General features: G+C 70.4%; 21 protein-coding genes. 7 read left to right on the top strand and 14 right to left on the bottom strand.

The genetic code is table 11. The features are described 5' to 3' along the window. The 3 genes from dnaA to recF all read left to right on the top strand — a co-directional run bounded on the left by dnaA (position 1) and on the right by recF (position 3,631). On the top strand, positions 1 to 1,347 hold the full coding sequence (gene dnaA, locus LOS78_RS00005) for a chromosomal replication initiator protein DnaA (protein ID WP_028712880.1): 1,347 nt from the start codon (positions 1 to 3) through the stop codon (positions 1,345 to 1,347). An 89-nt stretch (positions 1,348 to 1,436) separates the two neighbouring features. Then, positions 1,437 to 2,555 (top strand): DNA polymerase III subunit beta, encoded by a 1,119-nt coding sequence (dnaN, locus tag LOS78_RS00010; protein WP_230376360.1) that lies wholly within the window; start codon positions 1,437 to 1,439, stop codon positions 2,553 to 2,555. After that, positions 2,552 to 3,631 (top strand): DNA replication/repair protein RecF, encoded by a 1,080-nt coding sequence (gene recF / locus LOS78_RS00015; protein ID WP_230376361.1) that lies wholly within the window; start codon positions 2,552 to 2,554, stop codon positions 3,629 to 3,631. The genes dnaN and recF overlap by 4 nt, the downstream gene beginning before the upstream one ends. Before the next feature lie 53 nt (positions 3,632 to 3,684). Here the strand turns inward: recF and ade are convergent, their stop codons facing one another. Beyond that, the gene (ade, locus tag LOS78_RS00020; RefSeq protein WP_230376362.1) at positions 3,685 to 5,466 is read right to left on the bottom strand and encodes an adenine deaminase; all 1,782 of its coding nucleotides are present in this window, start codon (positions 5,464 to 5,466) and stop codon (positions 3,685 to 3,687) included. Positions 5,467 to 5,529: 63 nt separating this feature from the next. On the opposite strand from ade, the gene recO reads away from it, so the two are divergent. Next, positions 5,530 to 6,258, top strand: a complete 729-nt coding sequence (gene recO, locus LOS78_RS00025) for a DNA repair protein RecO (protein ID WP_028716522.1) — start codon at positions 5,530 to 5,532, stop codon at positions 6,256 to 6,258. On the opposite strand, the gene LOS78_RS00030 is transcribed toward recO, so the two are convergent. Both LOS78_RS00030 and LOS78_RS00035 read right to left on the bottom strand, forming a co-directional pair. Then, positions 6,227 to 6,607 (bottom strand): META domain-containing protein, encoded by a 381-nt coding sequence (locus tag LOS78_RS00030; RefSeq protein ID WP_230376363.1) that lies wholly within the window; start codon positions 6,605 to 6,607, stop codon positions 6,227 to 6,229. The two genes, recO and LOS78_RS00030, sit on opposite strands and share 32 nt — an antisense overlap. A 22-nt stretch (positions 6,608 to 6,629) precedes the next feature. Further along, positions 6,630 to 7,055 (bottom strand): META domain-containing protein, encoded by a 426-nt coding sequence (locus tag LOS78_RS00035; RefSeq protein ID WP_028712886.1) that lies wholly within the window; start codon positions 7,053 to 7,055, stop codon positions 6,630 to 6,632. A gap of 243 nt (positions 7,056 to 7,298) precedes the next feature. Between LOS78_RS00035 and LOS78_RS00040 the strand changes: the two genes are divergently transcribed. Beyond that, positions 7,299 to 7,973, top strand: coding sequence for a nitroreductase (locus LOS78_RS00040; protein ID WP_230376364.1), 675 nt, complete (start codon positions 7,299 to 7,301; stop codon positions 7,971 to 7,973). A gap of 201 nt (positions 7,974 to 8,174) precedes the next feature. Here the strand turns inward: LOS78_RS00040 and LOS78_RS00045 are convergent, their stop codons facing one another. The 6 genes from LOS78_RS00045 to LOS78_RS00070 are packed head-to-tail and all read right to left on the bottom strand — an operon-like array spanning position 8,175 to position 12,362. Further along, complete coding sequence (locus LOS78_RS00045) at positions 8,175 to 9,287, bottom strand: thiolase family protein (RefSeq protein WP_230376365.1); 1,113 nt, start codon at positions 9,285 to 9,287, stop codon at positions 8,175 to 8,177. Further along, on the bottom strand, positions 9,284 to 9,763 hold the full coding sequence (locus LOS78_RS00050) for a hypothetical protein (protein ID WP_230376366.1): 480 nt from the start codon (positions 9,761 to 9,763) through the stop codon (positions 9,284 to 9,286). Before LOS78_RS00050 ends, LOS78_RS00045 begins: the two co-directional genes overlap by 4 nt. A 27-nt stretch (positions 9,764 to 9,790) precedes the next feature. Next, complete coding sequence (locus LOS78_RS00055) at positions 9,791 to 10,447, bottom strand: AMP-binding protein (protein ID WP_230376367.1); 657 nt, start codon at positions 10,445 to 10,447, stop codon at positions 9,791 to 9,793. Next, entirely contained in the window at positions 10,444 to 11,019 is a 576-nt protein-coding gene (locus LOS78_RS00060) for a biotin transporter BioY (RefSeq protein ID WP_028712890.1), read from the bottom strand. The genes LOS78_RS00055 and LOS78_RS00060 overlap by 4 nt, the downstream gene beginning before the upstream one ends. 4 nt (positions 11,020 to 11,023) lie before the next feature. Beyond that, a complete protein-coding gene (locus LOS78_RS00065; RefSeq protein WP_230376368.1) occupies positions 11,024 to 11,641 on the bottom strand; it encodes an energy-coupling factor transporter transmembrane protein EcfT in 618 nt (205 codons plus the stop codon). Continuing rightward, on the bottom strand, positions 11,616 to 12,362 hold the full coding sequence (locus LOS78_RS00070) for an energy-coupling factor ABC transporter ATP-binding protein (protein ID WP_230376369.1): 747 nt from the start codon (positions 12,360 to 12,362) through the stop codon (positions 11,616 to 11,618). The genes LOS78_RS00065 and LOS78_RS00070 overlap by 26 nt, the downstream gene beginning before the upstream one ends. 971 nt (positions 12,363 to 13,333) lie before the next feature. Between LOS78_RS00070 and LOS78_RS00075 the strand changes: the two genes are divergently transcribed. Both LOS78_RS00075 and LOS78_RS00080 read left to right on the top strand, forming a co-directional pair. Further along, positions 13,334 to 14,788 (top strand): amidohydrolase family protein, encoded by a 1,455-nt coding sequence (locus LOS78_RS00075; RefSeq protein WP_230376370.1) that lies wholly within the window; start codon positions 13,334 to 13,336, stop codon positions 14,786 to 14,788. 2 nt (positions 14,789 to 14,790) lie between these two features. After that, entirely contained in the window at positions 14,791 to 15,519 is a 729-nt protein-coding gene (locus LOS78_RS00080) for a hypothetical protein (RefSeq protein ID WP_230376371.1), read from the top strand. Positions 15,520 to 15,793: 274 nt separating this feature from the next. On the opposite strand, the gene LOS78_RS00085 is transcribed toward LOS78_RS00080, so the two are convergent. The 5 genes from LOS78_RS00085 to LOS78_RS00105 form a co-directional block, all read right to left on the bottom strand. Beyond that, positions 15,794 to 17,080, bottom strand: a complete 1,287-nt coding sequence (locus tag LOS78_RS00085) for a glycosyltransferase (RefSeq protein ID WP_036697515.1) — start codon at positions 17,078 to 17,080, stop codon at positions 15,794 to 15,796. 34 nt (positions 17,081 to 17,114) lie between these two features. Continuing rightward, positions 17,115 to 17,852, bottom strand: a complete 738-nt coding sequence (locus LOS78_RS00090; protein ID WP_230376372.1) for an HAD family hydrolase — start codon at positions 17,850 to 17,852, stop codon at positions 17,115 to 17,117. Beyond that, entirely contained in the window at positions 17,849 to 19,393 is a 1,545-nt protein-coding gene (locus tag LOS78_RS00095) for a glycosyl hydrolase (protein ID WP_036697513.1), read from the bottom strand. The genes LOS78_RS00090 and LOS78_RS00095 overlap by 4 nt, the downstream gene beginning before the upstream one ends. 337 nt (positions 19,394 to 19,730) lie before the next feature. Further along, positions 19,731 to 21,332 carry a glucan biosynthesis protein gene (locus LOS78_RS00100; RefSeq protein WP_230376373.1) on the bottom strand — a complete coding sequence of 534 codons (1,602 nt, stop codon included), beginning with the start codon at positions 21,330 to 21,332 and terminating at the stop codon, positions 19,731 to 19,733. 170 nt (positions 21,333 to 21,502) lie between these two features. Further along, positions 21,503 to 22,051 (bottom strand): cytochrome b, encoded by a 549-nt coding sequence (locus LOS78_RS00105; protein ID WP_230376374.1) that lies wholly within the window; start codon positions 22,049 to 22,051, stop codon positions 21,503 to 21,505. Positions 22,052 to 22,113 lie beyond the last annotated feature (62 nt).

Below are 22,113 nucleotides of genomic sequence, written 5' to 3' on the forward strand. Positions count from 1 at the left end.
ATGGACAGACTTTGGGGGCAGGCGCGTGAAGAACTTCAGAAGATCGTCGGAGCGGACAGTTTCTCCACCTGGATCGAGCCCCTGCGCCTGACCGGCGTCGCGGACGGCACCGCCACCATCGCCTGCCCGACCCGCTTCCTGTCCGACTGGGTCTCGCGCCATTACAGCGACGATATCCTCAAGGTGCTGGACCGCATGGGCGGCCCCGTGCAGCGCCTGAGCTTCGAGACCCGCAGCCAGACCGCCCGCCAGGCCGCCGCGCCCGCCGTCAAGCGCCCCGCCGCCCCGCGCCCCTCGGGCGAAGAGGACCTGGCCGCGCCGCTGGACAGCCGTTTCACCTTCGAGAATTTCGTGGTCGGCAAGCCCAACGAGCTGGCCCATGCCGCCGCCCGCCGGGTGGCCGAGGGCGGGCCGGTGACCTTCAACCCGCTGTTTCTCTATGGCGGCGTCGGCCTGGGCAAGACCCACCTGATGCATGCCATCGCCCGCGAGATCCAGATGCGCCAGCCCGAGGCGCGGGTGCTCTATCTCTCGGCCGAACAGTTCATGTATCGCTTCGTCCAGGCGCTGCGCGACCGCACGGTGATGGATTTCAAGGAACTGTTCCGCACCGTCTCGGTGCTGATGGTCGATGACGTGCAGTTCATCGCCGGCAAGGAATCCACGCAGGAGGAATTCTTCCACACCTTCAACACGCTGGTCGATCAGGGCAAGCAGATCGTCATCTCGGCCGACCGCGCGCCGGGCGAGATCAAGGACATGGAGGAGCGCATCAAGTCCCGCCTGCAATGCGGGCTGGTGGTGGACCTGCACCCGACCGATTACGAGCTGCGCCTGGGCATCCTGCAAAGCAAGACCGACAGCTTCCGCGTGCAATATCCCGGGCTGCTGATCGCGCCGGGCGTGCTGGAATTCCTGGCGCATCGCATCACCTCGAATGTCCGGGTGCTGGAAGGCGCGTTGCAGCGGCTCTTCGCCTTCGCCAGCCTGATGGGCCGCGAGATCACGCTGGACATGACCCAGGAATGCCTGGCCGACATCCTGCGCGCCAACGACCGCAAGGTTTCCATCGAGGAGATCCAGCGCAAGGTGGCCGAGCATTACAACATCCGCCTGGCCGACATGATCGGGCCCAAGCGCGTGCGCACCGTCGCCCGGCCGCGGCAGATCGCCATGTATCTGTCCAAGCAGATGACCTCGCGCAGCCTGCCCGAGATCGGGCGGCGTTTCGGCGGCCGCGACCACACCACCATCATGCATGGGGTGAAGAAGATCGAGGAGCTGCGCAGCGCCGACCGCGGCCTGGCGGAAGACATCGACCTGCTGCGCCGCCTTCTGGAAGCCTGAACGCATGCGCTTGACCTTGCGCGGGAATGTGCCAAATTGGCGCCCCGCGCCAGACCGGCATGAGACCAGAAGGACATGAGGGTGGACCTATGAAATTTTCGATTGAACGCGCCGATCTGGTCAAGGCCGTTTCCCAGGCCCAGTCCGTCGTCGAACGCCGCAACACCATTCCGATCCTGGCCAATGTGCTGATCGAGGCCACGCCCGAAGGCGTCAGCTTCCGCGCCACCGACCTGGATACCGAGATCGTGGACCGCGCGCATGCGCAGGTCGAGCGGCCCGGCGCCACCACCGTCTCGGCCGGGATGCTCAACGACATCGCCCGCAAGCTGCCGGACGGCGCGCTGGTGCAGCTCAGCCTCGACGCTGCCTCGCAGCGGCTGTCGGTGCAGGCCGGGCGTTCGAATTTCAGCCTGGCGACACTGCCGCGCGAGGATTTTCCGGTCATGTCCTCGTCGGAATATTCGGCGAATTTCTCGGCCCCCGCCGCGGTGCTGCGCCGGCTGTTCGACAAGTCGAAATTCGCCATCTCGAACGAGGAGACCCGCTATTACCTGAACGGCGTCTACATGCATGTCGCGCAGGGCGAGGACGGCCCGACCCTGCGCTGCGTCGCCACCGATGGCCACCGGCTGGCGCGGATCGACGCGCCGCTGCCCTCGGGCGCCGAAGAGATGCCGGGCGTGATCGTGCCGCGCAAGACCGTGGCCGAGCTGCGCAAGCTGCTGGACGACGACGAGGCCGAGATCGCGGTTTCGGTCAGCGAGACCAAGGTGCGCTTCGCCACGCCCACCATCACCCTGACCTCGAAGGTGATCGACGGCACCTTCCCGGATTACAGCCGCGTGATCCCCTCGGCCAATGCCCGCAAGCTGGAAGTCGATGCCGGCGATTTCGCCAAGGCCGTCGACCGGGTGGCCACCGTCAGCAGCGAGCGTTCGCGGGCCGTCAAGCTGTCGCTGGACGAGGACCGGCTGGTCCTGTCGGTGAACGCCCCCGATGCCGGCGCGGCCGACGAGGAGCTGCCGGTGGCCTATGCCGACGATCCGCTGGAGATCGGCTTCAACGCCAAATACCTGCACGAGATCGCCAGCCAGATCGAGCGCGAGAATGCGGTGTTCCTGTTCAACGGCTCGGGCGACGCGGCGCTGATCCGCGAAGGCGGCGACACCAGCGCGGTTTATGTCGTCATGCCGATGCGCGTGTGACGCTGACCCGGCTGCACCTGACCCAGTTCCGCAGCTGGGCCAGGCTGGAGATCGAGGCCGATCGCCGCCCCGTCGCCATCCACGGTCCGAACGGGGCGGGCAAGACCAATATCCTGGAAGCCATCTCGATGCTGTCGCCCGGCCGCGGCATGCGCGGCGCCGCGCCCGGCGACCAGGCCCGCAAGGGGCCGGATGTCGGCTGGCAGATCCGCGCCCGGATCGGCGAGCATGAGGTCCTGACCCGCGCCCTACCCGGCGAGCGGCGCGAGGTGGTGATCGACGACAGGCCCGCGACGCAGATCGCGCTTGGCGGGCTGATGCGGCTGATCTGGCTGACCCCGGCCATGGACCGGCTGTGGACCGACGCGCCGGAACAGCGGCGGCGCTTTCTCGACCGCGTGACGCTGAGCTTCACCCCCGGCCATGCCGAAGATGCGCTGGCCTATGACAAGGCCATGCGCGAGCGCAACCGGCTGCTCAAGGACGAGATCCGCGACCCCGGCTGGTATCGCGCGCTGGAGGCGCAGATGGCCGAGACCGGGGCGGCGGTGACGCGCAACCGGCTGGACGCCATCGCCCGGATCATGGCGGCGCAGGACGGGGCCGGGACCGCCTTTCCCTCGGCCAGCCTGACCCTGCTGCCGGGCGAGGGGTTCGCCTGCGATCCCGATCCCGACAGCATCGCCGCCCGGCTGGCCGAGGGCCGCAGCCGCGACATGGCCGCCGGCCGCACCCTGACCGGCCCGCATCGCGCCGACCTGGGCGCGCATTGGGGGCCGCAGGCCATGCCCGCGGCGCTGTCCTCGACCGGCGAGCAGAAGGCGCTGCTTCTGTCGCTGGTCCTCGCCAATGCCCGGGCGCTGGGGGGCGAAACTCCGGTGCTGCTGCTTGACGAGGTGGCGGCGCATCTGGACGCCGAGCGCCGCGCCGCGCTTTACGACGAGATCTGCGCGCTTGGCGCCCAGAGCTGGCTGACCGGCACCGGGCCGGAACTGTTCGAGGCGCTGCACGGCCGGGCGCAATTCCTGGCGATCGAGCGGCAAGGTGAGACTTCGACCCTCGCAATGGGTATCTGAGGAGCAAAGAAGCCGGTTTCACGTCGATTTGAGTATTTGGGAAACGGTGAAGCTCAGGGGTCGAGCATCAAGTCCACCAGTTCGAACCGGCTCACGTCGACGATGCCGAGATCCGAGATCCGCAGTTCCGGGATCACCACCAGCGCCAGCAGCGAATGCTGCATATAGGCGTTGTTGAGCGTGCAGCCGCAATCCTGCATCGCCTTGACGATGGCCTGCGCGGCCTCGGCCACCTCCTCGGCCGGGCGGTCGGACATCAGCCCGGCGATGGGCAGCGGCACGGTCGCCAGTTCCTCGCCGTCGCGGAACACGGTGACGCCGCCGCCGATCCCGCCCAGGTGGTTCGCGGCCGCCGCCATGCTGTCGCGATCCGTGCCGACGACGATCATGTGGTGGCTGTCATGCGCCACGGTCGAGGCGACCGCCATCCGGCCCCGGTAGCCGAAGCCCGAGACGAAGCCGTTCACCACGCCGCCCGTCGCCCGGTGCCGTTCGACCAGGGCGATGTGGCAGGTGTCGCCCTGCCCCTCGATCACGCCGTCGCGGATCGGCAGCTCGGCGGTCAGCGCACGGGTCGGCGCCTGGTTTTCGACCACGCCGATGACACGGACGCGGGTGCTGGCGCCCGTGGCGCGGACCTCGAAATCCGGGGCGGCGAGGCGCTTGCCCAGATGCACCGAGTTGCGCGCCGCCTCGGGCCAGGCGATGCGCGGGCAATCGACCAGCAGCCTGCCGGCTTCCGCCACCAGCCGGCCTTGGGCGATCACCGCCTCGATGGGCAGGGTCCGCAGCTCCGAGGTCAGGATCACATCCGCCCGCCGGCCCGGGGTGATGCTGCCCAGCTCGCGTTCCAGCCCGAAATGCTGCGCCGCATTGATGGTCGCCATCTGGATCGCCACCAGCGGATCGCAGCCGCAGTCGATGGCGTGGCGCACCACCCGGTTCATGTGGCCCTCATGGACCAGCGTGCCGGAATGGCTGTCATCGGTGCAGAGGATGAAGAAGCGCGGATCGAGCCCCTTTTCGGTGATCGCGGTGATCTGGCTTGCCACGTCATACCAGGCCGAGCCGAGGCGCATCATGCAGCCCATGCCCTGCCGCACGCGGGCGATGCCCTGCGCCTCGGTCGTGGTCTCGTGATCGTCGTTGGCACCGCCGGCGACATAGGCGTGGAAGGGCCGGCCGAGGTCGGGGCTGGCGTAATGCCCGCCCACCGTCTTGCCGGCGGCGCGGGTCGCCGCGATCTCGGCCAGCATCTGCGGGTCGCCCGCGGCCACGCCGGGAAAGTTCATCATCTCGCCCAGGCCGACGATGCCGTCCCAGCCCATGGCCTGCGCCACCTCGCCCTCGGTGATCGGCTGGCCGGTGGTTTCCAGCCCCGGCGCCGAGGGCGCGCAGCTGGGCATCTGCGTGAACATGCTGATCGGCTGGAGCAGCGATTCGTCGCGCATCAGCCGCACGCCCTCCAGCCCCAGCACATTGGCGATCTCGTGCGGGTCGTGGAAGATCGTCGTGGTGCCGTGCGGGATCACCGCCGCCGCGAAGCCGGCAGGCGTCAGCATCCCCGATTCGACATGCATATGCGCGTCGATCAGGCCCGGGACCATGAAGCGGCCCGCGGCCTCGATCACCTGCGTATCGGGGCCGATCGAGGATCCGGCATCGGGGCCGACATAGGCCACCCGGCCATCGGCCACCGCCAGGTCGATCCCCGGGATCACCTCGCGCGCATGGACATTGACCCATTGCCCGCCCCGGATCACCAGATCGGCCGGGGCACGCCCCGCCGCCACCTCGACCAGCCGGGCCTGTGATTGGGTCCACGGTTTCAACATGCCTGCCTCCTTGTTCATCGCCCCCAGATTGCGGCAGGGTGGCGCGGAAGGAAAGGCGGCGCGATGGAATGGAGCGGCGAGGCCAGCGTGATGGCGCAGCAAAGGCACGGCGAAAGCGCCGTGATCCTGACCGTGCTGACGCGCGACGCGGGGCTGATCCGCGGCCTCGTTCCCGGCGGCGCCAGCACCAAGCGCGCCGCCATGCTGCAACCGGGCAACCGGATCAGCCTGCGCTGGCGGGCGCGGCTGGAGGAGCAGCTGGGCACCTTCGCCGTCGAACCGGCGCGGGCGCGGCCGGGGCTGCTGGGGGGCGCCGATGCGCTGGCCGGGGTGAACGCGGTCACGGCGCTGCTGACCTATGCCCTGCCCGAGCGCGACCCGCATCCGCGCCTGGCCGACGCGACCGAGGCGCTGCTGGACCTGATGGATGCGGGCGGGAACTGGGCCGAGGCCTATCTGCGCTGGGAAATGCGGCTTCTGGACGAACTGGGCTTCGGCCTCGACCTGGCCAGCTGCGCGGTGACCGGCTCGCGCGAGGGGCTGGCCTATGTCAGCCCGCGCTCGGGCCGGGCGGTTTCGGCCCAGGCGGCGGGGGAATGGGCGCCGCGGCTGCTGCCCTTGCCGGCCATGCTGGGCGGGCGCGGCAATGGCGGCATCGAGGATGCGCTGGCCCTGACCGGGCATTTCCTGCGATCGCGGCTGGCCGAGGCGCATGCGGGCAAGCCGTTGCCGCCCGCCCGCGCCCGGCTGGTCGCCCGGCTTATCGCGTCGCCGCCCGCCAGCGGATGGTGACGCCGGGGCCGGTCATCACCAGTTCGCCGCCCTCGCGCCTTGCCTCGCGCACCGCGCCGAGCGCCTGGAAGAAGGCGTGTTCGCCGCCCTCCTGCAGGCAGGCGCGGCGGGTGGTGGCCAGCGCGCCCAGGTCCAGCGCCGGCAATGCGGCGTTGTTGCGGCCGGTGAACAGGTTGCAGGGCCCCTGCCCCGAGACCGTGCCATCCTCGGCGATATGCAGGCTGGGCGTGCCCGAGACCTCAAGGCCCTCCACCGCGATCAGCGTGTATGCGCCGGGGATCGGCGCCACCTCGGAATCCGGCATGCAGCCAGCCAGCGTCAGGACCAGGGCCAGGATCGGCATTCGCATCGCTTGCCCTCCTCGGGTCGGGTCATTCCTTGCGATAGCCCGGCTCGTAGGTCAGATAGGTCGGCCCCTTGATGGTCAGCACGCCGCCCTCGTAGGTGATGCCATTGGCCGCCGACAGCGCCTGGAAGTAGCGCGATTCCAGCCGTCCGGCCAGCCCGCTGCAGCCCATCTGGGACGTGGTCAGCGGCCCAAGCGCGAAGGCCGGCGGCTCGGCGTTCTGCTTGGCCGAGTAATGGTTGCAGGGCGCCTGACCCGAGATCGAGCCGTCCGCCTCGATGGTCATGCCGACATTGCGCTGCGGCACGGTATCGGAACCGATGCCGACCAGCACATAGGGGCCGGTCGGGATATTGGCGCCGGGCGTGTCCGAGGCGGTCGAGGTCGGCTCGCAGGCGGCAAGGCCGAGCGTGGCGGCAATTGCCGCCGAAATCATCGGGATGCGGGTCATGGGCAGCTCCGTTCTGTTCTCTTGCCGCCATAATGCCCTAACGCCCCCCGCTGTCCAGCCGGGCCCGGTATTTCCTCCTGCCCCAGTAACCTGCATGCAATAGCTGCGCTCTGCCCCACGGTTTACCCCGGCGCAACGCCATGGCCGCCATGGACCCGCGGCCCCTTCCCGGCCGCCGGCTTGACGCCCCGCCCGGCATCGGACAGGTTGCGCCTGCCTCCGGGCGAATGCGCAAGGCAGGGGATGCACAAGAGTTTCAGCGAATTGATGCGGCGCCGGCGCTCGGTCCGGGCCTATCGCGACGAGCCGGTCCCGCGCGCCACGGTCGAGGAGATCTGCCGCCTCGCCCGCACCGCACCCAGCGGGGCGAACCTGCAGCCCGGGCGCTTTCACATCCTGACCGGAACCGCGCTTGCCGATCTGGTGCGCGGCCTTCAGGCGGCCATCGATGCCGGCCTGCCCGAGACGGCGGAATATTCCTATTTCCCCGACCCCATGCCCGCGACGCTGAAGGCGCGGCAGCGGGCGGCGGGCTATGCGCTTTACCAGGCGCTGGGGATCGCCCGGCGCGATCTGGAGGGGCGCCGCCGGCAGTTCCGGCGCAACTATGCCTTTTTCGGCGCGCCGGTGGGCGTGGTGGTGACCATCGACCGGGCCATGGGCAAGGGCTGCTTCATGGACCTGGGGATGAGCCTGATGGGCTTCCTGCTGGCCGCCGAGGCGCAGGGGCTGGGGGCGACCGGCATCGGCGCGCTGGCCAATTACGGCCCCACCGTCCACCGCCTGCTGGACCTGCCCGGGGACGAGATGGTGGTCTGCGGCATCGCCTTGGGCTGGCCGGACCCGGACGCGCCCGAGAACCGCCTGCGCACCGGGCGCGAGGACCTGCCGGCCTATACCAGCTTCCGCGGCTTCTAGCCCGGCGGCTTCGACGGCCCGGCGGGCGCGCTTTGGAGCAGACCGCCCATCGCCCGCAAGAACCCGCGCCGGGGGCGCGACATCCTCTGACCGGGCAGGCATGGCCTGCAGGGCGGCGTCGACCGGCGCCGGCCCGGTTTCTCGGCCATTGAGCCGCCGGGCGTTCCCCGAACCGCGGTCCCGGCCCGCCTTGGCTTCGGCCTAGTCCAGCCGCTCCAGCACCGCGGCGCTGCCCAGCCCGCCGGCGGCGGCGATGGCGGCAAGGCCGCGCTGGCCGGGGCGGTCCAGCTCGTGCACCAGCCGCACCAGATTGATCGCGCCCGAGGCGCCGATGGGATGGCCGCGCGCCAGCGCGCCGCCGCCGCGATTGATCGCGGCCTCGGGCAGGCCGGCCAGCCGGGCGCAGGCGATGGCCTGCACCGCGAAGGCCTCCATCAGCTCGACGGCCGAAAGGGCCTCGGGCTTCAGCCCGGCCGCATCCAGCGCCGCGCGGATCGCGGGGACCGGTGCCAGCCCGGGCAGCTCGGGATCGGCGCCCAGCGTCGCCCCCGCCAGAATGCGCATCCGCGGCGCCGCCAGCCGCCGCGCCACGGCCCCCGAGACCAGCAGGCAGAACCCCGCGCCATCGGCCGCCGCGGCGGTATTGGCGGCGGTGACGCTGCCCGCCAGCACCGGCGCGCGGGCGCAGGTGCGCAGGGTCATGCGCCGTGCGAAGGGGTCGGCGCCGATGCCGGCCAGCGGGGTGATCTCGGCCCGCATCCGGTCCTGCGCGGCCAATGCGCGGGCATGGCTGGCGACGGTCCAGGCGTCCTGTTCCGCCCGCCCGATGCCCAGCCGCCGCGCGATGGCCTCGGCCGCCTCGGCCATGTCCGGGTCGCGGTCCGGCCAGGGCGTGAAGGGCGGCTGGTCATAGGCCACGGGCGGGCCGCCGGCCGGATCGCTGTGCAGCCGCAGCGGCCGGCGCGAATAGCTTTCCGCGCCGCCGGCGAGGACGACCTGATGCCGGCCGGCGCGGATCAGCGCCTCGGCCAGCAGCACCGCATCCATGCCGCCGCAGCATTGCCGGTCGATGGAAAGCCCCGCCACCCGCTCGGGCAGCCCCGCCGCCAGCGCCGCGACGCGGGCCGGATTGCCGCCCGCCCCCAGAGCGTTGCCCAGCACCAGTTCGTCGACATCGCCAGGCGCCAGTCCGGCATCGCGCAGCAGGTCGCGGATCACCGGGGCGGCAAGCTGGTGGACCTCCAGCGCCCGTAACGCGCCGCCGCGCGGCACCACCGGGCTGCGCCGGGCCGCGACGATGAAGGCCTCGCTCATGGCGGGGCGCCGACCAGCCGGGCCAGGGCCGCGAGATCCGGCTTGTCCGACCCCAGCAGCGGCAGGTGCGGCAGAAACAGGATGCGGCGCGGGGCGGCGTGATCGCCCAGCCCGTCCCGGCAGGCGCGGCGCAGCCGGGCGGCCAGAGCCTCGTCCTCGGCGCCTTCGACCACGGCGACGACGGCATGGCCGCGCCGCGCATCGGGAACCGCCAGCGCCGCGCAGAGTCCGGCGCCCGCCGCCGCCAGGGCGGCCTCGACATCCTCAAGGAACAGGTTCTGGTCGGCCACCGTCACCATGCGGCTTTCCCGGCCGCGCAGGAACAGGTTGCCCCGCGCGGCCAGCCGGCCGATATCGCCGGTGAACAGGTAGCCGCCGCGGCGCGGCGGCGGCGGCAGGTCGGGCTCGGCATAGCCCTCGCACAGATAGGGGCTGGCGACGCCGATCCGGCCCTCGTCATCCAGCCGCAGCCGCACCCCGGGATAGGCGCGGCCGACCGAGCCCTAGGGCGTGCCGGCATCGGCGATGGTGATGAAGCTGGTCTCGGAGGCGCCGTAGAATTCGCGGATCGCGGCATTCGGGCACAGTGCCGCCATCCCCGCCCGGCAGGCCGCATCCAGCTTGCCGCCGCCGCAGAACACATGCGTCAGCGCCGGCAGCCCGCCCGGCCCCGCCGCCAGCAGCAGCCGCCGCAACTGGCTGGGCGTGGCGTAAAGCACCGTCACGCCCGCCTCGGCCAGCTGCCAGACCTGGCTGCGCGGACCGTCCCCGGCCAGAACCAGCAGCCCTGCGCCCAGATGCAGCGCCTCCAGCGCGGCGTAAAGCGCCAGCGAATGGCCAAGCTGGCCCAGAACGGCATAGTGGTCGCGGGCCGACAGGCCGAAGGCGGCGCGGTTGACCTCGAAGCTGGCGATCCATGAGCCATGGCTGCGCCGGATGGTCTTGACCCGCCCGCCCGAGCCCGAGCTCTGGCAGCAGAGCGTCGGCGCGGGTGCGGGACCGGCAGGGCGGATGCCCGTCAGGCTCGCATGGATCGACAGGCCGCGCGCCAGACAGTCGAGCAGCGCGGCGACCGCCGCCGCATTCTGCCCGCGCGCGCCGCAGCCCAGCATCGCGCCCGGCCGGGCGGGGGCAAAGCCCTGGCCCGCCGCCCCGGTCACAGCCGCGTCTGGGCCCCGTCGGCGTCGGCGCGATGCCAGGCCAGCGTCTGCGGCCGCACCCGGGCCAGCGCCTGCACCAGCATGCCGGTGATCGCCGCCTTCAGAAGATCGCCGGGGATGAAGACCGCGACCAGCCCGAAGGCCTCGGCCAGGCCCTTGCCGCTGACGACGGCCAGCCCGGCCGCGCCGAGCACATAGAGCACCAGGATGCCGCCGAAGACCGCGCCCAGCCCCGCCGCAAGCCCAGCCGAGCGCAGCCGGACATGTTCGACGAACAGCCCGGTCGCGAAGGCCGCGACCGGAAAGCCCAGTGCGAAGCCCGCCGTGGGCGAGACGAAGACGCCAAGGCCCCCGCGGCCCCCGGCCAGCAGCGGCAGGCCAAGCGCGACCAGCAGCAGGAACAGCCCCGCCGCCGCCGCGCCGCGCCGCGCACCCAGCACCGCGCCGGCCAGCATAACGCCCAGCGTCTGCGCGGTGATCGGCACGCCGAAGCCCAGGGTGATCTGCGGCACCAGCCCCAGCGCCGCGATCATCGCGGCGAAAAGCGCGATCTGCGCGATATTGCGTTCCATGCGGTTACTCCGATCCTGAGGGTCCAAGGGCGCCGCCCCGCGCCCGCAAAGCTTCGCCGACATGATCGGCGTCGTCCAGTGCCTGCAGGGTCAGCGGCAGGATCAGCCGCCAGCCCGGCCGGCGACGAGAGCGGGCGCGCCACGCCTCGGCCAGCGTCTCGGCGCGCAAGACGAGGACGGGCGTGAAGCGGATGACCAGCGGCACGGCGATCTCCAGCGCCCCGGTCGGCAGGCCCATCCGGCGCAGCGGCGCGGTCAGGCGGCGGATCAGCGCCACCAGATCCTCGAGCGGCGTGGTCATGGTGACCAGATTGGCCAGGGCGACCAGCGTGACCATGCGCAGGGTGATCAGCAGGCCCTGGCGCATGTCGCCGGTCAGCGCGTGCCATGCCAGCAGAATGACGACAAAGGGCAGCACGACGCGCAGGCTGCCCAGACCGGCGCGCAGGAAGACCGGCCCGGGCGCGGCGTAAAGCGCCAGCACCGCCGCCAGCGCCCCGGCATGGACGGCAAGGCCCGGGACCAGGAACAGCCCGGTCGAGGCCAGGCACAGCGCCCCCAGCTTCAGCCCCGCAGGCCAGCGATGGGCGCGGGTCTCAACCGGCGAGGTCAGCGATATCATCGAGGTCCCCCAGCCGGATCATCTCGGCGGTGAAGTCGGGCAGCACCGCGGCGGGTGCGCCCTGCGCGACGATGCGGCCGCGATCCAGCCAGAACAGCTCGTCGCAGCCCTCCAGATCGCCCGGCTCGTGCGAGATGTGCAAAAGCCGCGTTTCCGCTCGGTGCAGATAGCGGCCGAGCTGGCGCCGGGTCGGGATGTCGAGCCCGGCATAGGGTTCGTCCAGGATCAGCAGGCGCGGCCGCATGGCCAGCACCGCCATCATGCAGACCAGATGCTTCTGTCCCTGCGACAGGGCCGAAACCGGCGCGTCCCGCCAATGCGGCTTGTCGAAAGAGCGCAGCACCGCCTCGACCCTTGCCGCCGCCTGCGCCTTGTCCAGCCCCTGCTGGCGCAGCCCGAAGGCGATCTCTTCGGCGACGCGGGGGAAGATGATCTGGTGCTCGGGGTTCTGGAACAGGATGCCGACGGTCCGCAGCGCCGCGCGGCGGTCGCGGCAGAGGTCGTGGCCGCCGACGCGGACCTGCCCGCTGGTCGGCGCCAGCAACCCGGCAAGCAGCCGCGCCAGCGTGCTCTTGCCCGAGCCGTTCCGGCCCACCACGCCGATGCGCCGGGCCGAGGAATGCAGCGTCACCCCCGAAAGCACCGGACGCCCGCCGGCCTCGTAGCCCAGGTCGTCCAGCCGGATGGCGAAATCGGCGTTGTCGTTCTGCGATCCCTGCATCCCGGGGTGTTTCTCTTGCTGCATCGGCGGGCGGAAGGTCCCGGGCCCGTTTAAGCGCAAACGCCCGGCCAGAGAAGCCCCGATGCAGGATCTGGGGCAGCCTCCGCCCGGCATGCGCGCCCGCCCCTTTGCGGTTCATGCAGCGGACCGGACGGGGAACCCTGCGCCGGCGGCCGGCCTTACCCGGGCGCGCCCTTCCGCCCGGGGCCTGCATGTCCAGCGCCGCCAGCATCTCGCACTCGACGGTGCATCTGAGCGAATCGGGCGGCAGGGCGTTGGGCACCGTGCCGAAAGGGTCCTCGATCTGGTGGCCGAGCGCGCCTTTTTCACCGTCATCCAGATGCCCCAGGCAAGCCATAGGCCATGCCGATGCACAGATGAGCCGCCAGCGCCGTAGGCGGCGGCATCCGGCGGCTGAAGCCGACCCGGGCGACCCGAAACGGTCCTCCTGCTCAGTCCACTTGCCTTGCAATGCGGTCCATGTCCTCCCCTCCCATAGGAAAGCCGTTCCTTTCGCGTGCCTGCCATCCGCATCTCGCGAGAGCCGGAGGCATCTGATCGGAGCCAAGCCCCGGAATGGTCGGAACGGGACGAGCCCAGCATTCCCGCAGTTCGGGCGGTCCGGCAGGGCGGTTGCGAAAGCCGGGTCCGCATTGCCGGTGATCTGCGCCCTCTCCTCTGGCGGGCAGGAACAACGCGCCAGATTATTCCATTGATTTCAATAGAAAATTTGCCAGCGTAGCTTGGGATTCTGTCCGGCGCGCCGCAGCCGGGGCGCCGTCTCGGCACCGATCCGGCCGGCGGCGCGGGCCGCATGCGCGGCGGCCCGGCCGGCGGAAGCGCCTGTGCGCGCGGGATTTTCTTGACGCCGTCCCGGTTCAGCAGGCAGGTTTGGCAAAAGCGCATGGCGCTCGCCTTCCCGGGCTTCCCACCCGGTCGGGGCTGTCACCGGGGGACCTTGGGGATCGGCGATGTGTCAGACCTGTTTTCAATCCTTTGCCCAAAGCGGCCGGCTGCGTTTCTGCCGCTGCGGCGCGCCCGAGACCCTGGCCGCGATGCGCCGGATCGAGGCCGACATCTCGCGCCGCCAGATGCTGGGCGGAATGGCGGCGGTCACCGGCATGTTCGCGGGCTTCGGCCTGGCACCGAAGCCGGCGCGCGGCCAGGCGGCGGGGCGGCCGCTGCTGCTGACCAACCTGCGGCTGTTCGACGGCAACACCCTGTCGCTGCGCCAGGGCGTCGAGGTGCTGATCGAGGGCGACCGCATCGCCGCGCTGCCGGCGCCCGACCAAGGCCCGGCAGAGGCGGAGCGCATCGACTGCGGCGGGCGCACGGTGATTCCCGGCCTGATCGACACGCATTGGCACACCACGCTGGTCGCGGTCAGCCAGATCGCCGCCATGACGCAGGACATCGGCTTTGTGCACCTGATGGCGGGGCGCGAGGCCGGCAACACGCTGATGCGCGGCTTCACCACCGTGCGCGACGTGGGCGGGCCGGCCTTCGGCCTGCAGGCTGCGGTGGATCGCGGCGTCGTCACCGGCCCGCGCATCTTTCCGGCGGGGGCGATCATCTCGCAGACTTCGGGGCACGGCGATTTCCGCTTCTCGAACAGCTTGCCGACGATGCCCGCCGACCCGGCGGATTACGCCAGCGCCGCCGGCATGTCGGGGCTGGCCGACGGCGTGCCCGAGGTCCTGCGCCGCACGCGCGAACAGCTGATGAAGGGCGCCAGCCAGATCAAGATCGCCGCCGGCGGCGGCGTCGCCTCGCAATACGACCCGCTCGAATCGCTGCAATTCACCGAGGCCGAGATGCGCGCGGCGGTGGATGCCGCCAGCGACTGGGGCACCTATGTCTGCGCCCATGTCTATACATCGCCCGGGATCCGGCGCTGCATCGCGGCCGGGGTGAAATCCATCGAGCACGGACAGCTGGCGGACGAGGACACCGTCCGGCTGATGGCCGACAGCGGGACCTGGTGGTCGATCCAGCCCTTCCTGGCCGACGAGGATGCCAACCAATACACCGACCCCAAGGCCGCCGCGGCCCAGAAAACCGTGGCCGAGGGCACGATGCGGGCCTTCGAATGGGCCGACAAGCACAAGGTGAACTGGGCCTTCGGCACCGACATCCTCTATGGCGGCGGTGAATCGCAGGGCCGGCAGCTGACCAAGCTGGCCCGCTTCATGTCGCCGCTGGCGGCGCTGCACCGCGCGACGGGGGCGGCGGGCGAGCTGCTGGCGCTGTCGGGGGCGCGGGCGCCCTATGACGGGCCGCTGGGCGTGATCGCCCAAGGGGCGCTGGCCGATCTGCTGGTCATCGACGGCGATGCCGAGGCCGGCCTCGACTGGCTGGCCGACACCGACAACCTGCGGCTGATCGTGAAAGGCGGCCGCATCTTCAAGAACAGCCTCGGGGGGTGACCATGAAACGCCTGCTGCCAGCCGCGATCGCCGCACTTGCCCTCTCCGCCGGCCTGCCCGCCACGGCGCAGGACTGGACCGGGCAGCTTACCCCCTATGTCTGGGCGACCGGGCTCGGGGGCGACCTCACCCCGCGCGCGGGCGCACCGACGCTGTCCTTCGACAAGTCCTTTTCGGATGTGCTGGAGGATCTGGACGGCGCCTTCTTCCTGTCCGGCTATGCCCGGCGCGACCGGCTGGTGATCCTGGGCGATCTGAGCTGGTCGTCCAGTTCGAGGGAGGGGCTGGTTCCGCCCGGCCTGCCGGCCAGCGGCAAGCTGACCCAGCGGTCGCTGACGCTGCTGGCCGGCTACCGCGCCCTGGAGGCCGAGGGCGTGGCGGTGGACCTGCTGGCCGGGGCCCGCGCCTGGAGCATCAAGAGCAGCATCTCGGTCGCCGCAGGCGCAAGGACGGCCTCGCCCCGGGAAAGCTTCGTCGATCCCATCGTCGCCCTGCGCGCCAATGTCGCGCTGGCCCCGCGCTGGTCGGCCATCCTTTACGCCGATCTGGGCGGATTCGGCGCCGGTTCCGAAAGCACCAGCCAGATCGTCGCCACCGCCAACTGGCAGGCGAACGACAACCTTTATCTCTCGGCCGGCTATCGCATGCTGAACGTCGATTATGAAAGCGGCGGCACACGCATGGACGTGACCATGTCCGGACCGCTGTTCGGCCTGACCTGGCGCTTCTGAACCTGCCGCCAAGACCGCCGCGCCGGTCCGCGCGACCCAAGGCCGCCGCAGCCGGCCCGGCCCGGGCCGGTCGCGAGCGCCAGCACCGGCAAGGTCGCAAAGCCGATGGTTTGACCCGCGGGACCGCGGCGCATGCATGGGATCCGGCCACCCGTCACCCCTGCCCCTGGACAGGGGACGGCGGACAGGGCTTCGCCGGACAGATCGGCTCCTTCCTTCGGCGCCCGGGCCGACCAAGCCGCGCATCCGCCCGGCTAACGGCACGCGGCCCGGGCTAGGGCTGGAAATCGGCCTGATAGGCGTCGTAGCGGCCGCGGAACTGCTCGAAGACGGCGATGGTCCGGCGCGCGATGCCGGTCCAGCCGAAGACGCGGCGGGCGAAGCGCGCGCCCTCGACGGCAAGCACGTCGCGCAGCCAGGGATATTGCAGGGGCATGTTGATCATCGCCGCGAACTCCTCGGGCCGCTTCGGGTCGGCCACCAGCGCGTGGCGGCCGAATTCGACCTGCTCGTGCAGGCCGCCGTGGATCGTCGTCACCGTGGGCGTGCCGCAGGCCATCGCCTCGACCGCCGTCATGCCGAAGGGCTCGTAGCGCGAGGGCAGCGCAAATACCCCGGGCGCGCGGTAATAATCCACCAGCTCCTCGTCGGGAACATAGCCGCGCCAGTCGATGAAATCGGCGACGCCGGCCTCGGCGGCCACCGCCTTCCATTCGTCGATCAGCGCGAAATCCGCCTCGGAATTGCCGCCGGCGGCCAGGACCAGCCGCGCCTCGGGCTGCAGGACCTTCAGCGCCGGCAGCGCCTGGATGATCAGGTCGTAGCCCTTGTTCTCGGCGGCGCGACCGACGACATAGACGTCGGAGGGGCCCATGTTCAGCCGCGCCCGCGCCGCGGCCACCTTGTCGGGCGTGGCGGGGGTGAAGCGGTTTTCGTCGATGCCGGGCGGGATCATGGTGATATGCTCGCGCGGCAGGGCATATTCGGCGACGATCAGGTCGACCTGCTGCTCCGAGGTGGCGATGACGTGATCGCAGTTGCGGTAAAGCACGAATTCCTTCTGGATGCGCTCGTCGAAGCGATAGCCCGCCATCTCCTCGGCGGTGGCGCCGTGCATGTCGTGCTTTTTCCACCAGCCGAGCGAATGCGGGGTGTGGATATGCGGGATCTGCAATTCCTCGGCGATCTTCTGGCCGCAGACCCCGGCATCCCAGTAATGGCTGTTGACCACGTCATAGCGCAGCTCGCGGCGGCGGATGGCGGCCAGGGCGTTGGTGATGAAATCGCCATACCAGTCGTGCATGTCCTCCTTGCGGATGAAATCCGGGCCGCCGAAGGGGATGCGCCAGATGCGCAGGTTGTCGTTGATGATGTCCTCGGCCGGCTGGTCCTCGAAACGCCGGGTCATCACGTCGACCTTGTAGCCCAGCCGCGCGAAGCGCTTGGCGAGTTCCAGCACGAAGACCACCTGGCCGCCGGTATCGGGCTTGCCCAGTTCGGGCGAGCCCGCGACATAGCCATGCAATGAAATCATCAGCAGCGAACCCACGGATTGGGCCATGCTCTCGTCTCCTCTCTTTTGTTGCGGCCGTGTGTCAGCCGGGCAGGATGCCCAGCGCGACAAGCCCCTCCAGGACACCCGCCGCATGGGGCGCCCGCGCGCGATAGCTCTTGCCTCGGGGCATGGCCTCGATCAGTTCCCGCCGCGCATTGCCGACGGCAATGGCGCGAAACCCAACGTCGAAAAGCGCCAGATCGTTTCCCGAATCCCCCGCCACCACCATGCGCTCGGCCGGAATGCCCAGCCTTTCGGCAAGAAACCGCGCCGCCGCGTCCTTTCCGGCCCCGGGGGCGAGCAGGTCGAGATCGCTTTGCCCGGAAAACACCGCCCGCACCGGCAGGTCCGCTGCGGCAAGCGCCTCCAGCACCCGGGCGCGCGCCTCGGCATCGGGCACGGCGAAGCTGAGTTTTCCGGGGGTCAGGAACTCGGCCGGATGCGGGGCGAAGCCCATGCCGGAGACCAGCGCGAAGACGGCCTCGGCCGGCCATTGCCGGAAACGGGCGGACCAGTCCTCGAGCCAGGCGCCGGCGACGCGGATCTCGGTGCCCATGCCGGTGATGATCGCGTCGGGGGCGAAATCCGCGGGGAATTCCCGGGCCAGGGTCGCATCGACGCTGGCCGCCGGCCGCGACGAGTTCAGCGCCAGCCGCAGCCGGTCGGGATGGCGCCGCACCGCCGCCCATAGCCGCTCCAGCGCCGGCCGGTCGCCGGTCAGCGTGTCGTCCACATCGCTGACCAGAAGCCAGGGGCCCTGCCCGGTCCCGCCGCTCATTCGCCCGCCCCGGCGCCGGCCAGCAGCTCGGGCGCCTGGGTGGTGGTATAGACCATTTCGGGCGCATGTTCGCTGACCGGCCGGCTCAGGGTCTCAAGCGTCACATCGCGAAGCCCCAGCGTCGCGGATTCGGTCCAGAACCCCACGGCGCCGCACAGGAAGCTGTCATCGACCAGGCTCAGCACCACATGGCCGTCGATGGACAGTTCCAAGTAGGTGCCATGCGCGACCACCTCGATCCGCCACGGTCCATGCGCCGAGCTGCGGAAACGCGCCTCCTGCAGCGACTTGTAGCGGAATGCGTGTTCGAATTCCGGCGTGGGATTGGCGCCCCAGGCGCGCATCTGCGCGATGCCGTTCACGCAATCGAGCGACAGGTGATAGCCGTCGCCCTCGTCGCTGGCGCGCAGGATCAGGCCGGTCTTGCCCGGCCCCTTGAGGGTCATCTCGGCCCGCAGGCGGAATTCCTCGTGCTGGCCGGGCAGCAGGAAGGCCTCGAAACCGCTATGGCTGCCGATGGACAGGCTGTCGCCGCGGATCTCGGCCCAGGCGGTGGGATTGCCGCAGAGCAGCCGGCATTCGGCCGCGCTGTCGACGGCCAGCCGGTCGGTCACCAGCGCGTCGAAGCCGTGAAAGGATTTCAGCCGCAGCCGGCCGTCGGGCAGGGCGACGATCTCCTTGGGGGGCGGCAGCAGGCGCTTGATGAATTCATGGCCGTTGATCAGCAGCTCGGTCTTGCTGAAGAAGCTGAACAGCAGCAGCCGGTCGCCGGCCCGGCAGATGCGGCCGGCATAGTTGCCATGCGGCAGCAGCACGTCGTCGCTGAAATTCTCGTAGGGCCCCTCGATGCCATCGGCATACCAGTAATGGATCTTGGTATCCTCGCGGATCGAGCCCATGAGGTAATAGCGGCCGTGGAAATGAAACAGGTTCGGCACCTCGATATCGTCGTAAAGCCCCGGCCGGTGCAGGGGCGGCCCGAATTCGAAGCGATCGGGCGCAACCTCGCGCGCCAGGCCGACGCAGCCGCGGCGGATCACCGGCCCGTCCTTGACCCGCGCCGCGGCCAGCAGCAGGCGGGTGCCGGTGCCGGGCTCGTGAAAGAAGAACGGGTCGCGGAAGCTGACCCAGTGGCGCCCCTCCTCGACGCCGGATTCGTAATGCGGGCCGCCGATCTCCAGCGGATAGGCCGCCTCGCAGCGGGTCCAGGCATAAAGATCCGGGGACCGCGCCATGCCGACCCGCTGGATGCGGCCGAATTCGGCACGGGTCAGGCCGGTATAGAACATCCGCCACTGGCCCGGCCGGTCCGGGTCGGGGGTGACATGCATGGTCCAGAGCATGTCGTCGTCCCATTCGCCGGGATCGCCGACAAAGAAGGCGTTCTTCACCCGCCGCCAGGACAGCCCGTCGGAGCTGACCGCATGGGCGATGAAATCATGGTTCGGCAGGACGAGGTGGAAGAGATGATAGATGCCCTCGTGAAACACCACGTCGACGTCGCCGATGTCCGAGCGCAGGAAGCCGTGCGAAGCATACATGCCCCGAACTTGCCGATCCCGGGCGCAAAGGTAAACCCCGTTTTCTGCCCCGCCGTCGAAGGGGCCACGCGGATCCGCCGGCACCATCCCGCCGCAGGTCGGTCGCGCGGCATGGCGATGCCCGTCCGCGGCCGCTACGGCGGGCATGCAACCGCTGCGGGGCTATGGGCCGAAGGACCTGCTGCAATCGGGCGGCCGGCGGCGCGAGGCGGGCCGATCCGCGCCGATTGCGCTTGCCCCCTATCCTGCCCCGAGCCCGCGGCTTTCGGAGCGCGCCCGCCGCGCAACACCGATGCGCCGGTGTGCCGCGGGCGCAGCAAGGCCACCCGCCGCCAGGTCAGGGCCTGCTGGCCAGCAGGGCCCGCAATTGCGCGGGAAACAGCTGCAGCAGCAGAGTCTCGGTGACCGCGTCCTCGGATCTCGCCACGAAGACCCGCAGGTCGATGGGGCTGTCGTCGCGGGGCATCAGCTCCTCGGGTCCGCCGAAGCCCAGGTCGAACATGGCGCGCCAGGTCGGGCGGCCGACGACGGGATAGACCGCGTCGTTGGACACCACCCCGCGCGAGGCGGTGATGTCGAGATGCGGCTTGTCGCCGGATTCCAGCGAAACCGGCGCGAAGTCGCAGACGATCTTCACCGTCTCCTGCGGGCGCGGCTGGCCGGGCACGCCGCCGGCGCCGATGCGGACCGCGACGAATTGCCCGGTGCTGCCGGCCAGCGGGCTGTCCTCCAGCCAGGACAGCCGGTAGTCCAGCCGGTATTCCTCGCCGGGGCCGGGCGGAACGGCAGGCTGCCAGAAGGCCACGATATTGTCGTGGATCTCGTCATCGGTGCTCAGTTCGACCAGGGTGACCGCGCCGTCGCCCCAATCGCCCTTGGGCGCGACCCAGGCGCTGGCGCGCTTTTCGTAAAAGACGCCGTCATCCTGATATTCCTCGAAATTCCTTTCGCGCTGCATCAGGCCGAAGCCCTTGACCGAGGGCGCGCTGAAGGCGTTCGCCATGGTATGCGGCGGATTGTTCAGCGGCCGCCAGATGCGCTCGCCCGTATGGGTCAGGATCTCAAGCCCGTCCGAGTCGTGGACCTCGGGCCGCCAGTCCGGCGCGATATGCGGTGAGTTCTTGCCGAACCAATACATTGAGGTCAGCGGCGCGATGCCCAGCCGCTCGACGCCCTCGCGCATGAAGATATGGGCGGTCACGTCCTGCTCGATCCCCGCCCCGCGGCGCGAGACGATGCGATAGGCGCCGGTCGCGCGCGGGCTGTCCAGCAGCGCATAGGTGGTCATGCCGCTGTCGGTTTCCGGCTCCAGCCAGAAATGGGTGAAAAGCGGGAACTCCTCGGGCCCGTCGGGGATGGCGGTGTCGATCGCCAGGCCGCGGGCCGAGAGGCCGAACTGGCCGCTATAGCCCGAGGTCCGCCAGTAGGAGGCGCCCAGGAACGCCATCCAGTCGAGCCCGGTTTCCGCATCCATGACGCTGAAGCCGGCGAAGCCGTCGGTCCGGGCCAGCCGACGCGCCGGATTGTCGGCGGGGATGTCGAAGAGATCCAGCGAGAAGGGGATCTCTGTCGCCATCCCGTCCTTGAGCGCATGGATGTGGACCGGCTGCTTGAAATAGCGGCCGGGAAAGAAGAACCGCACCTGCGACGAAGCCGGCTCGTCGCCCCAGAGCGCCCGGTCCTGGCGAAAGCGGATCTCGTTGTGGCGGTCGTAATCCACCTCTTCGAGGATCTCGGCCTCTTCGATCTCGGGCGGCCGATAGGCGGCCTCTGCCAACGCCCGGGCCCGCTCCGTCAGGCCCTCGAAGGAAAACGCCTCCGGCTCGGCATCGCCGGCGATGCTGTCCGCCGCACGCGCGATCCGGGGCAGCAGGAAGAAGGCGCCGCCCCCCAGAGCGGCCTGCAGCACGGTGCGACGGAGAAGTTTTTGCGAATACATGTTGCCCCAAGGATAGGTGATTCAGTCGCTTGCCATCGAGGCCCAGCCGGGGCGGTATTTCAAGGCATCGATCCCGCATTGGCCGAGTCTTGCCGATCGCCGCCGCAGACAAGGGCCGGTCGCGGCCGGCGGGCCGCGATCCAGGCCCCATCCGCCAGCAGGGCAGGCCCTCACCCGCCGCCGGGCGGCCACATGCGCTGCCAGACCCCGTCGCGGCGCACCAGCGCATGATGCAGGGCGGCAGAGACATGCAGCGCCAGCAGCGCGATCAGCAGCAGGGCGGCGATGAAATGCAGCCCCTGCGCGGCGGCGGCCAGGGACTCGGATTTCGGCAGCCAGGGCCCGGCGCCCATCGCGTCGAGCAGCTCGATGGGAAAGCCGCCCGCCCGCACCCGCACGAAGCCGCTCAGCGGCATGACCAACAGCAGGACATACAGCGCCACATGCGAGGCCGCGGCCGCCCGCCGCTGCCAGCCGGGAACCGAGGCCGGCAGCGGCGGCGGCGGATGCAGGCGGCGATAGACGATCCGCGCCAGGATCACCGGGATCAGCAGCGTGCCGGTATTCTTGTGAAAGATGAACAGCGCATCCTGCAAGCCGCGGTCCAGCCCCTCGCGCGTCATGGTCAGCCCCGCCGGGATCATCAGCAGCACGGCAAGCGCGACGATCCAGTGAAACAGGCGGGCGGGCGTTCGGTAACCGGATGCGGGCTCGGTCATCGGCTGGCTCCTTTGCGCCATCCTAGCGCAAACGCCGCCGGGCGCAAAGCCGTGGCATCTTG

The sequence above is a fragment of the Paracoccus sp. MA genome, assembly GCF_020990385.1.
Lineage (GTDB): Bacteria > Pseudomonadota > Alphaproteobacteria > Rhodobacterales > Rhodobacteraceae > Paracoccus.

Bases quoted from the DNA above. Each gene is read 5' to 3' on its own strand.
- dnaA (WP_028712880.1), top strand. From the start codon at position 1: ATGGACAGACTTTGGGGGCAGGCGCGTGAAGAACTTCAGAAGATCGTC.
- dnaN (WP_230376360.1), top strand. From the start codon at position 1,437: ATGAAATTTTCGATTGAACGCGCCGATCTGGTCAAGGCCGTTTCCCAG.
- ade (WP_230376362.1), bottom strand. From the start codon at position 5,466: ATGTTGAAACCGTGGACCCAATCACAGGCCCGGCTGGTCGAGGTGGCG.
- recO (WP_028716522.1), top strand. From the start codon at position 5,530: ATGGAATGGAGCGGCGAGGCCAGCGTGATGGCGCAGCAAAGGCACGGC.
- LOS78_RS00030 (WP_230376363.1), bottom strand. From the start codon at position 6,607: ATGCGAATGCCGATCCTGGCCCTGGTCCTGACGCTGGCTGGCTGCATG.
- LOS78_RS00035 (WP_028712886.1), bottom strand. From the start codon at position 7,055: ATGACCCGCATCCCGATGATTTCGGCGGCAATTGCCGCCACGCTCGGC.
- LOS78_RS00040 (WP_230376364.1), top strand. From the start codon at position 7,299: ATGCACAAGAGTTTCAGCGAATTGATGCGGCGCCGGCGCTCGGTCCGG.
- LOS78_RS00045 (WP_230376365.1), bottom strand. From the start codon at position 9,287: ATGAGCGAGGCCTTCATCGTCGCGGCCCGGCGCAGCCCGGTGGTGCCG.
- LOS78_RS00060 (WP_028712890.1), bottom strand. From the start codon at position 11,019: ATGGAACGCAATATCGCGCAGATCGCGCTTTTCGCCGCGATGATCGCG.
- LOS78_RS00065 (WP_230376368.1), bottom strand. From the start codon at position 11,641: ATGATATCGCTGACCTCGCCGGTTGAGACCCGCGCCCATCGCTGGCCT.
- LOS78_RS00070 (WP_230376369.1), bottom strand. From the start codon at position 12,362: ATGCAGGGATCGCAGAACGACAACGCCGATTTCGCCATCCGGCTGGAC.
- LOS78_RS00075 (WP_230376370.1), top strand. From the start codon at position 13,334: ATGTGTCAGACCTGTTTTCAATCCTTTGCCCAAAGCGGCCGGCTGCGT.
- LOS78_RS00080 (WP_230376371.1), top strand. From the start codon at position 14,791: ATGAAACGCCTGCTGCCAGCCGCGATCGCCGCACTTGCCCTCTCCGCC.
- LOS78_RS00085 (WP_036697515.1), bottom strand. From the start codon at position 17,080: ATGGCCCAATCCGTGGGTTCGCTGCTGATGATTTCATTGCATGGCTAT.
- LOS78_RS00090 (WP_230376372.1), bottom strand. From the start codon at position 17,852: ATGAGCGGCGGGACCGGGCAGGGCCCCTGGCTTCTGGTCAGCGATGTG.
- LOS78_RS00095 (WP_036697513.1), bottom strand. From the start codon at position 19,393: ATGTATGCTTCGCACGGCTTCCTGCGCTCGGACATCGGCGACGTCGAC.
- LOS78_RS00100 (WP_230376373.1), bottom strand. From the start codon at position 21,332: ATGTATTCGCAAAAACTTCTCCGTCGCACCGTGCTGCAGGCCGCTCTG.
- LOS78_RS00105 (WP_230376374.1), bottom strand. From the start codon at position 22,051: ATGACCGAGCCCGCATCCGGTTACCGAACGCCCGCCCGCCTGTTTCAC.